This is a genomic window from Bradyrhizobium tropiciagri, from assembly GCF_001189845.1.
Classification (GTDB): Bacteria; Pseudomonadota; Alphaproteobacteria; order Rhizobiales; family Xanthobacteraceae; genus Bradyrhizobium; species Bradyrhizobium tropiciagri.
Window position 1 is genome coordinate 1 of sequence record NZ_LFLZ01000135.1, and the last position, 10751, is coordinate 10751.

Genomic DNA, 10751 nt, shown 5'->3' on the forward strand with positions numbered 1-10751 from the left:
CCCGCTTATTGGCCGGTGGCAAAGTCTGTTTCTGGCCCCTCGCAACCAAATTGGCTGACCGTCAACATGTCGGCAGTGAGTGCAAGACCGGACCTCATTGAGGCGCGTGCAAACCGTCGTGATTGACCCGAAGGCGATATCAGCCGGTCGTCGAAATCGGGTGCGAAACCCGAATTCAGCCCCTTCCCCAGTTCTTGCTCAACTGGGTACAATTCCGTGTCCTGAGCCCGAGAGGCAGCAATGAGACGGCGCGAGTTCATTACGCTCGTCGGTAGCGGCACTATTGCGTGGCCGCTCGCAGCCCTTGCGCAGCAGCCGGCGATGCCCGTGATCGGGTATCTCCATAGCGGGTCGTACGAAGCGTTCGCACATCTCGTGCCCGCATTCCTCGATGGGCTTAAGGACCTTGACTATGTGGAAGGTCAGAATGTAGCGATCGAATACCGCTGGGCAGAAGGTGACTATCGTCGACTTCCGACGCTTGCGAGCGATCTCGTTCGGCGCCAAGTGGCGGTGATTGTTGCGGCCGGCGGTACCCCGGTTGCAGTCTCCGCAAAAGCAGTAACCAAAACGATTCCGGTCGTATTCCTTACCGGGGCCGACCCGGTACGGCTCGGGCTCGTGAGCAGCCTCAATCGGCCGGGCGGAAACCTAACAGGTATAGCCGCCCTCAACACCGCGGCCGTGTCAAAGCGTCTTGAGCTGCTGCACCAACTTGTTCCCGCGGCGAACGTCATCGCTCTGCTTACAAATCCCGCCAATCCATTCAGCGAATTCGAGGAGCGCGAATTGCGCGAGGCAGCACATGCTCTCGGCCTGATATTGCAGACCATGAATGTGACCAACGAGACTGAAATCGATGCCACCTTCGCGGATATGAGCCGAAAGCGAATCGCTGCGCTGGTCGTGAGCCCTGATCCGTTCTTGATGAGCCGACGCGATCAATTGGCCAAGTTAGCAATCCGTTATGCGATGTCTGCCATTGCCGACCGTCGCGAGTTTCCCACCGCTGGTGGTCTCATCAGCTATGGCACGAATCAGGCTGAAGCTTCTCATCAGATCGGCGTCTATGTTGGCCGAATTCTCAGGGGTGCCAGACCAGCTGAGTTGCCAGTCCAACAAGTGGTAAGGGTCGAGCTCGTCATTAATCTCAAGACTGTCAGAGCGCTCGGCCTTGAGGTGCCGGATAAGCTGCTCGCCCTGGCCGACGAGGTGATCGAATGATGGTGCGTTGCATGAGTCCGGAAATGGCCCATCAGCGAAGTAGTTGCGCACCTTATTGACGTCCGCTCGGCGAGGCATGGCGGACTAGATTTGCTCAGGTTGAGTTCTTCGCATCTTGACCCAAAAGAGACATCCTGCCATGGCGCGAAACTGTGGATTTGGTAGGATAGCCTAACCGCCGTGAGGGAGCGACTTGCAGCGACGCGGTCAAACGAAAGGGCCCGTAAAGGGTCAGCGCACGAAGAGGCTGCCGATGGCTGCCACGGCTGCGCACTTGCCCGATGACCTTGTGGAGCGCCTAAAGCGCGAACGCGATGAGGCGGTGGAGCTGCAGGCTGCGAGCGCAGAAGTGCTAAAGATTATTAGCTCGTCGCCGGGCGAACTGAAGTCCGCATTTGAGGCCATGCTTGCGAACGCTTTGCGCATTTGTGAGGCCAAGTTCGGCCATATTCTACTCTACGATGGTGAACGCTTTCACGCGACGCATTTGCACGATGTTCCCCCAGCCTATCGCGCCTTCTGGGAGCAGCATGGACCGATACTTCCAAGTGCGAACACCGGTCTCGGTCGAATTTTGCACACAAAGCAGATCGTGCATATCCCCGATCTCAAAACCGATTCCGCTTACGCTGAGCGTGAGCCACTGCGTGTGGTCACTGTCGAGCAGGCAGGAGCACGATCCTTCGTTGCCGTGCCAATGCTCAAAGAGAGCGAATTAATCGGGGCAATCGTAATCTACCGCCAAGAAGTACGGCCATTCGCACCGAACCAAATTGAGCTGGTGAACAACTTCGCCGCTCAGGCTGTCATCGCCATCGAGAATGCGCGGCTCTTGAACGAGCTGCGCCAGCGCACCGCCGACTTGACCGAATCACTGCAGCATCAGACCGCCACCGCCGACATGCTCAAGGTGATCAGCCGCTCGACCTTCGACCTCCAACCCGTGCTGGAGACAGTCGCCCAGACTGCGGCACGGTTGTGCGAGGCTGAGATGGCGTTCCTCTCGCAGCGCATGGGGACGTCTTTCGATATGTCACGGCGGTCGGCTCGACGCCTGAAGCGAAGGCCGATGCTCTCAGATTCCAGGATTTCCTGAACACCCACCCGATCTCTGGGGTGGGGCGGGGGACGATGACCGGGCGAGTCATATCGGAACGCCGCGCTCTTCAAATCGCCGACATCACCGCTGATCCAGAGTATAGGTTCCCCGAGACTTTCAAACTCGGGAAAATACGCGCGCTCCTCGGCGTGCCGCTGCTCCGCGATGGCGAGCCGATTGGTGTTATGAACCTGGCGCGTCAACGAGCCGAGCCGTTTACCGAGCGGCAGATCGAGTTGGTGCGGACCTTTGCCGATCAGGCTGTGATTGCCATCGAGAACACGCGGCTGTTGACCGAGCAGCGCGAAGCGCTCGAGCGACAGACCGCAACCGCCGATGTTCTGCAAGTTATCAATTCATCGCCCGGCAATCTCGGGCCGGTGTTCGATGCGATCCTGGAGAGGGCACACAGCCTTTGCGAAGTCTCTTACGGCAGCTTGCAGGTCTACGACGGCGAACAATTCCGGGCCGTCGCCGTGCATGATTTGCCAGAACAATTCGCTGATCTCTTGCGACGGGGATTTCGAGCCTCTGATCATCCGGTAGGTCGCGCCTTGCTCGCCGGCGAGCGCCTCGTCCATCTATCCGATTGCGCGGAAATCGATCATCCGGTCATGCGAACTGCCGTTGAGCTCGCCGGTATTCGTACCGCGCTGTTCGTGCCGCTGCGTCGAGACGAGACGCTCCTAGGAATGATCGTCTGCGCCCGACGCGAAGTAAAGCCCTTCGCCGAGAACGAGATTGCACTCCTGGAGGGCTTTGCCGCGCAAGCTGTGATCGCCATCGAGAACGCGCGGCTCTTGGGTGAGTTGCGCGAGCGGCAGGCCGAACTGCGCACAACCTTCGACAATATGGGCGATGGCGTCGCGATGTTCGACGCTGCGGCGCGCCTGGCCGCGTGGAACCGCAATTTCCAGGAGATGCTCGATCTGCCGGAGGCCGTCCTGGCCGAGCGGCCAAGCTTTGCCGAGCTCTTCCGCTATCTGGTTGCACGAGGCGAGTTCGGCTCGGCCGATCTCGAAGCGCAACTGAGCCGCTCCCTCGACGATACCAGGCAGGAGGTGCGCTACGAGCGGACGCGTCCGGACGGTCATGTCATCGAGGTGCGCCGCAATCCAGTGCCCGACGGCGGCTTCGTGATGATGTATGCCGACATCACGGAGCGAAAGCGCGCCGAGGAAGCCATTCGTGCGGCGCGCGATGCCGCCGAAACTGCGTTGCGCGAGTTGCAGACGGCGCAAGACCGTCTGGTCCAGACCCAAAAGCTCGCGTCACTTGGTCAGCTCACTGCCGGCATTGCGCATGAGATCAAGAACCCGCTCAACTTCGTCAACAACTTCTCGAGTCTGTCGGCCGAACTGATCGACGAACTGCAGGAGGCCTTGGCGCGAGTGCCGGCCGACCACAACACGCGGACCGAAATCACCGAATTGGCGGATACTCTGCGAGATAACCTGGGCAAGATCGTACAGCACGGCAAGCGTGCCGACGCGATCGTCAAGAACATGCTGCTGCACGCGCGTGAAGGCTCAGGCGAGCGCCGGCCGGTCGACATCAATGCGCTGGTCGAAGAGAGCCTCAATCTCGCCTACCACGGAGCACGGGCGGAGAAGCAGGGATTTAACATCACGCTTGCGCGGTCATTCGATCCAGCTGTCGGGCAGGCTGATGTGTTTCCTCAGGAGATCACGCGCGTCCTGCTCAATTTGATCTCGAATGGCTTCGATGCGGTCGCTAAACGTAATCGTGAGCTCGACCCGAGTGATTTCGAGCCGATGCTTGCGGCGGCAACCCGAAATCTTGGGGATCGTGTTGAGATCAAGATTCGGGACAACGGAACCGGCATTCCGGCCGAGGTGAAGGAAAAGATGTTCAATCCTTTCTTCACCACCAAGCCTGCGGGGGAGGGAACGGGCCTTGGGCTTTCAATCAGTCACGACATCATCGTCAAGCAGCATGCAGGATCAATAGAGGTAGATACCCAGCCCGGCGAGTTCACCGAAATCCGGATCATTCTTCCGCGCGTCAATGCGTTCCGCGCCTGAAGGCAAGTGCGATCGCTCGGCTTGGGATGCCTGTCATTGGCCCTTCGCCACGGTTTGCGCCACGTCGGGCTATGCCCGGGTTTGAGGGTAGAGCGGACCTGACTGCCGGATAGCCGAACCGGCGCTGTTGACCCTTGGCCGACTTCGCGTGGGGTTCATGTATTCTTGCTTCCGCTCATTTCGCCGGTCATGATCCCGGCCAATTGACAAAATCTGTTGGAGGAATCGAGATGGCGGGAGAACTTGCCTATCACGACGAGGCCGCAGCTGAATATGATCGCGCCTTTGCGCATGTATCGAGCCACTTCTTGCCGTTCCTCTTAGGTGCCGCCGGTGTTGCGACAGGTATGGAGGTCCTGGACATTGCAACGGGTACAGGGCTTGCCGCGGAAGCATGCCTGCACGCAGTCGGATCAAAAGGGCACGTGGTCGCTGCCGACCTTTCGGCCGCAATGGTCGAACAGGCAGAGCGGCGTTTGGGTACAAGGCCAAACGTCACCTTTGCAGTCGAGAACGGTCAGTCTCTCTCTTTCGCTGACGAAAGTTTTGATGCTCTGATTTGCAGCCTGGAGCTCATGTTCTTTCCTGATCCCCTGAGCGGATTATCAGAGTTCTTGCGAGTACTTCGTCCGGGCGGACGTGCGGCGGTTTCCGTTCTTACTGTGCCGGAACGATCCTACAACGGCCGGATCAACGCAGTAATAGCCAAGCACTTACCGGCCATCAGTGAGGCCACGGCAAGGACATTTGCATTGGGAGACACGGCTCACCTTCGTCAGCTATTCGAAAGCGCAGGGTTCCAGAATGTCGAAATATTTCAGCAGGCCCATCGGTTCGGATTGCCTTCGTTTGATGCTTATTTTGGTCCTTTTGAACGTGGCGGCGCTTCAACAGGACAAGCCTACCTCTCGCTCTCTCCATCCGCTCGCAAAACAGTCCGCGAAGAAGTGCAACACGGCCTCGGAGACACCGGCGGACCTGTAGAGATCGAGGTCGAATTTCAGTTCGCAAGCGGTCAGCGCGGCTGACCTCGTTTGTCTTCTTGTGGCCCTGAGCGGTCATTAACGCCGCTTGAACCCGGTCTGCGCCCCGCCTGATGCACGATGTTGTTAGCGGCCCCGAATGCAGCGCCTGTCTGGGCCCGGCAAATGCCGCTTGGGGGCAGGGCTCTCTCGCGATTACCGCTCACAGGTCCGCAACAAAGTGCTAGGCTTCTCCCTGTCCCACCGGCGTGGTTAGTCTGGCCGTTCGGAGGACGCTGTGGCGGAGCAACGGGTTCAAAGGCGATTAGCGGCGATCTTGGCCGCCGACGTGGTCGGTTACTCTGCGTTGATGCAACGCGCTGAGGAAGCCACCTACGCTGAGTTTGAACGGCTGAAGCGCGAAGTCATCGAGCCTGGCCTCTCCCACCACGACGGGCGACTGATCAAGACCACGGGTGACGGCGCCTTGGCCGAGTTCGCGAGTCCAACGGCTGCGGTGCGATGCGCGGTGGAGATACAGGAAAGCATCGCGTCAGGCCCGAAGCTCCCTCAGGCTACGCATAGGGGTCAATCTCGGAGAGGTTATCGTCGGGGCTGACGGCGATCTATTCGGCGACGGGATCAACATTGCCGTCCGGCTGGAGGGGATCGCCGATCCGGGCGGCATCCTGATTTCCGAGAAGGTGTACGGCGAAGTCGAGGGCAAGCTGGCCGTTGGCTTCGAGGATTGCGGCGAGCAGCAGCTCAAGAACATCTCCAGACCGGTCCGCACATACGCCATCCGCGCGGCGGCGTATAGCGCGCCGACCGAGGGGTTAGGTCCTGCCCTTCCACTCCCGGACAAGCCCTCCATCGCCGTGCTGCCGTTCGAGAACATGAGCGGCGACCCCGAGCAGGACTATTTTGCGGACGGGATGGTTGAAGAAATCATCACCGCGCTCTCGCGTTTCAAATGGTTGTTCGTGATCGCTCGCAATTCGAGCTTCACGTTCAAAGGCAAAGCCGTCGATATAAAGGAGGTCGGACGCAGGCTTGGCGTGCGCTATGTCCTTGAGGGGTCTGTGCGCCAGGCGTCCGGGAAGGTTCGGATCACAGGGCAGTTGATTGACGCGGTGACAGGCACGCACATTTGGGCGGACAGGTTCGAGCGCGACCTGACGGATGTTTTCGCGCTCCAGGACGAGGTTACGGTCGCCGTCGTCTCGGCTATTGAGCCAAAGATGCTTCAAACAGAAATTGCAATGGCCACGCGGCGGCGACCGGAGAACCTCACGGCCTATGATTGTTATCTCAGAGCCATGCAACAGTCTTACCCGCTGACCCGCGAAGGGTTGGCTGAAGCGATCCGACTCGCCCATCGTGCCTTCGAGCTGGATCCTCGGTTTAGCCTTGTCGCTGCGCTGGCAGGTCTCTGTCACATGAACAATGTCACCTTGGGTTATACCATCGATCCTCAGTTGGACAGGCAGGAAGCAGTTCGGTTTCTTCGCTTGGCATTGAGCGTCGATGATGGTGATCCGGAAACTTTAGCAAGGGCTGCCTTTATCTCGGCGTTCATGGTCGGCGATTGTGAAAGTGAGATTGAAATGGCGGACAAGGCGGTCGCGCTCAACCCAAATTCATTTCAGGCATGGTTCTGCAGAGGATGGGTCTACAGAATTGCGGGGTTACCGGAGGAAGCAGTGCGTAGCTTTGAACGTGCCATACGCATGAGCCCGGTAGACCCGCTGCTATATCGGTCGTTTACTGGGATGGGCTATGCCTATATTGAGCTTCGTCGCTTTGAGGACGCCATCGTCGCAGGGAAGAAAGGCCTTCGTCAAAACCCTAGCTTTTCGGCAACTCACCGCTGTCTCGCGTCCGCCTTCGCCCATCTCGGACGTGACGCCGAGGCGCGTGAGGCGGCGGCGCGTCTGCTTGAGGTTGATCCCGGCTTTACGATATCAGCGTGGATCGCTCGGGGCGGACAATCAAACTCGAAGCTGACCATCGAGGGCCTTCGGAAAGCCGGGTTACCCGAATGAGCCGGTGTGCGCTCGCGCTGATGATGTGATCGAATAAGAAAATAAGAACCTTTTTTGCTGCGGTGCATGAGTCTGGATCTGGCCCATACCGACGAAAGCCGGCGTTCCTCCGCTTGTCGGCTGCCGAGGGTAAACCGGACCTCACCGAGCATCGGCCAAATCGACGCGATTGACCCGCAGGCGACATCGCGAACTCGATGGACACGCCCCGGTTCCGACGCATAGACTTGCCCCACTACCAAGCTAGATCGGAGCGCACCAGATGGCCGAGGCGCGGGTCGATCGCCGGCTAGCTGCCATCCTCGCAGCCGACATCGCGGGCTACTCCCGCCTGATGGGCGCTGATGAGGTTGGCACGCTGGCGGCACTGAAGGCGCACCGCCGCGAGATCGTCGACCCCGCCATCACCCAGCATCACGGCCGGATCGTAAAGACCACCGGCGACGGCATGCTGGTCGAGTTCGCAAGTGCCGTCGATGCGGTAACCTGCGCAGTCGAGGTTCAGGGGAAGATGGCGGAGCGAACAGCCAGTGGGGATGGGCCACGCATCCTGTTTCGGGTCGGAATAAACGTTGGCGATGTTATCATCGACGGCGGCGACATCTTTGGCGATGGCGTCAATGTCGCGGCGCGCGTCGAAAATGAATGCGAGCCGGGCGGCGTTTGCCTGTCCGACGATGCCTATCGGCAGGTGCGCGGGAAGACGGTGTTTGCCTTCGATGATCTCGGCGAGAAGTCGCTGAAGAATATCGACCGACCGGTGAGGATCTATGCTGTGCGATCCTCAACTGCGGACAGCGAATCTCCGACGTCGCCACTTGCCGAGACCAACAGGCCGCTTCCGCTTCCCAACAAGCCCTCGATCGCCGTGCTGCCGTTCCAGAACATGAGCAGCGATCCGGAACAAGAATATTTTGCCGACGGGATGGTGGAAGACATCACCACCGCACTGTCGCGTTTTAAGGCGCTGTTCGTCATCGCACGCAATTCGAGCTTTACCTACAAGGGCAAGGCGGTCGATGTGAAGACGGTCGGGCGCGAGCTGGGCGTGCGCTACGTGCTCGAAGGCAGCGTGCGCAAGGCGAGTAATCGTGTACGCATCACGGGACAGCTGGTCGATGCTACGACCGGGGCTCATGTCTGGGCCGACAGCTTCGACGGCGCGCTGGACGACATTTTCGACCTCCAAGACAGGGTCACCGCGAGCGTCGTGGGCATCATCGAGCCCAAGCTGCGCCACGCGGAGATTGAACGGGCGCGCCGCAAGCCTACGGAGAGCCTCGACGCCTACGACCTGTACCTCCGCGCGCTGGCACAAATCACTGCTAGCTATGAAGGTAACCTCGAGGCGTTGCGGCTGCTCCGCCGCGCCATCGAGATCGATCCGCGATACGCCGCCCCGTGCGGGCTCGCGGCATGGTGCTACAACCACCAGAAAACGAGGGGTTGGGTGTCTCCCTCTGACGCCACGCTTACGGAAGGCATCCGCCTGGCGAAGCTGGCGGCCTCGCTGGGGCAGGACGATTCGGAGACGCTGTGGATGGCGGGGCACACGCTCTTCCAACTCAATGGAGACTTTCTGGACGGCATCGCGCTCATCGACCGGGCGCTCACGCTCAATCCGAACTCGGCGAACGCTTGGAGAACCAGCGGTCTGCTCCGCGCGTATCTCGGCGACACCGAGCAAGCGATCACTCATTTGGAACGGTCTGCACGGCTCAGCCCGCTGGATGTTTTCGCGTATGTCGGCTCGACAGGTTTCGTGGTGGCGCATTTCATGGCGGGCCGCTATGAAGAGACTTCGGACTGGTGTGACAAGGTGTTGCAGGAGGAGCCAGAGTTTCCGCCTGCGCTGCGCTTTAAGGCGGCGACCTGTGGCTTGTTCAGGCGGCTCGACGAAGGACGTGCATGGGTGGAGCGCCTGCTTATTGTGAACCCCGACACCACGGTTTCCAGCATGCGGTTGTATTACGGAATTATGATGAAGAAGCCTGAATGTCTCGAGGCGTTTCTCGACGGCCTGCGCAAGACGGGGCTGCCGGAGTGATCGATCCCTGACACAAGGCGGCCTGCAGAAGCCTCAGTCGTTACTTGCCAAATTTTTCCATCCGGCTTGACTTCGGTTCTTGGCCCATCTCCGACCAACGCGCCCGACTGGCCACCTGTCCGCTGCGTGGCGTAGACCGGACCTCACTGGCACCGGGCTAGACTGAAGCGATTGACCCACAGCGGCCCTTGCTGCCACCAATTCAGGGCGTCGTATTCAGATAGATGATATCTTGATCCCGGAGGCGGTAGCTCGGCCACTCGCTGGCACACAGTGGGAGCAAGCATATGCAATTTGATCAACCAAAACAGGGCAAGTTCATATGAGCAGGCGCAAGTTCATATCGTTGCTCGGCGGCACGATAGCGTGGCCCTTCGTTGCGCGCGCCCAGCAGCCGCGCCGAGTGCCTCGTGTCGGTTATGTCTGGATCGGTGCGCCCGGCACCGACGAAAGCACCGTCGGATTGCGTCGGGGGCTGGAAGATCGGGGATACGTTATCGGTCGAACCCTCATGCTGGAAGAGCGATATGCCAACGGTGACGCTGGCCGCGTACCTGGCCTGATTGCGGAGCTGCTGGCACTCAAGGTCGACGTGCTCGCAACTCCGGGCAGTCTGATTTCACGCGCCGCACAGCGCGCAACAACCATCGTGCCTATTGTTCTGGTTATGGGCGATCCGATCGGCGCCGGGCTGGTAGCGAGCCTCGCGCATCCCGGCGGAAATATCACCGGCCTGTCGCTGCTCTCGTTCGATTACGCCGTTAAGTGGCTAGAACTACTCAAGGAGGTGACACCAAAGCTCCATCGTATCGCGGTGCTCTGGACCACTGACAATCCGTTATACAGCCTGTATGCCGACAGGGCGCGGGCGGCGGCACAAGCGCTTGCGCTCGATCTGAGCGTTCTATCAGCACAGCCGGCGGAGCTTGAGACGAGCCTTGCCGCGATCAATCCGGCCAACCTCGATGGCTTTGTCGTTCCGGACGATCCGTTCCTGGAGACGATCATGCCGCGTCTGATCACGCTTGCCGCAGAGCGCAAGCTCCCTGCGATTTACGGGTTCAGCGCCGCAGTGAGGCAGGGTGCGTTGATGTCGTATTCGGCCGACTTCTTCGCTCTGTGGCGAGAGGCGGCGGGATATATAGATCGCATCCTGAAAGGCGCGCTTCCGGCCGACCTGCCAATCGAGCAAGCGACCAAAGTCAGTTTGAAGATAAACCTCAAGACCGCCATGGCGCTTGGGATCGAGCTGCCCCCGCCGCTGCTCGCCCGCGCCGACGAGGTGGTCGAATAATGACGCTTTGCTGCGGTGCATGAGTCTGCTGTTGG

7 protein-coding genes and 1 pseudogene are annotated in these 10751 nt (G+C 59.8%); all 8 read left to right on the forward strand.

Annotated elements, in window-relative coordinates; genetic code table 11:
* The first annotated feature begins 240 nt into the window (after positions 1-240).
* Complete coding sequence (locus AKN84_RS43500; protein WP_128971697.1) at positions 241-1224, forward strand: ABC transporter substrate-binding protein; 984 nt, start codon at positions 241-243, stop codon at positions 1222-1224.
* A gap of 253 nt (positions 1225-1477) precedes the next feature.
* Entirely contained in the window at positions 1478-2320 is an 843-nt protein-coding gene (locus tag AKN84_RS43505) for a GAF domain-containing protein (protein WP_128971698.1), read from the forward strand.
* 20 nt (positions 2321-2340) lie between these two features.
* Positions 2341-3054: pseudogene (locus AKN84_RS50215) on the forward strand (GAF domain-containing protein); the annotation flags it as partial.
* Between the two features lie 42 nt (positions 3055-3096).
* Positions 3097-4368: a sensor histidine kinase gene (locus AKN84_RS50220; protein WP_283805593.1), complete on the forward strand. Its 1272-nt coding sequence runs from the start codon at positions 3097-3099 to the stop codon at positions 4366-4368.
* 134 nt (positions 4369-4502) lie between these two features.
* The gene (locus tag AKN84_RS43515; RefSeq protein ID WP_128971700.1) at positions 4503-5396 is read left to right on the forward strand and encodes a class I SAM-dependent methyltransferase; all 894 of its coding nucleotides are present in this window, start codon (positions 4503-4505) and stop codon (positions 5394-5396) included.
* A gap of 410 nt (positions 5397-5806) precedes the next feature.
* Positions 5807-7375, forward strand: a complete 1569-nt coding sequence (locus AKN84_RS43520; RefSeq protein WP_244485791.1) for an adenylate/guanylate cyclase domain-containing protein — start codon at positions 5807-5809, stop codon at positions 7373-7375.
* 262 nt (positions 7376-7637) lie between these two features.
* A complete protein-coding gene (locus AKN84_RS43525; RefSeq protein WP_128971701.1) occupies positions 7638-9422 on the forward strand; it encodes an adenylate/guanylate cyclase domain-containing protein in 1785 nt (594 codons plus the stop codon).
* 322 nt (positions 9423-9744) lie between these two features.
* Entirely contained in the window at positions 9745-10716 is a 972-nt protein-coding gene (locus AKN84_RS43530) for an ABC transporter substrate-binding protein (protein ID WP_050426481.1), read from the forward strand.
* Positions 10717-10751: the final 35 nt, after the last annotated feature.

Excerpts from the sequence above, each read along its gene's own strand:
- AKN84_RS43500 (WP_128971697.1), top strand. The coding sequence starts at position 241 with ATGAGACGGCGCGAGTTCATTACGCTCGTCGGTAGCGGCACTATTGCG.
- AKN84_RS43505 (WP_128971698.1), top strand. The coding sequence starts at position 1,478 with ATGGCTGCCACGGCTGCGCACTTGCCCGATGACCTTGTGGAGCGCCTA.
- AKN84_RS43525 (WP_128971701.1), top strand. The coding sequence starts at position 7,638 with ATGGCCGAGGCGCGGGTCGATCGCCGGCTAGCTGCCATCCTCGCAGCC.
- AKN84_RS43530 (WP_050426481.1), top strand. The coding sequence starts at position 9,745 with ATGAGCAGGCGCAAGTTCATATCGTTGCTCGGCGGCACGATAGCGTGG.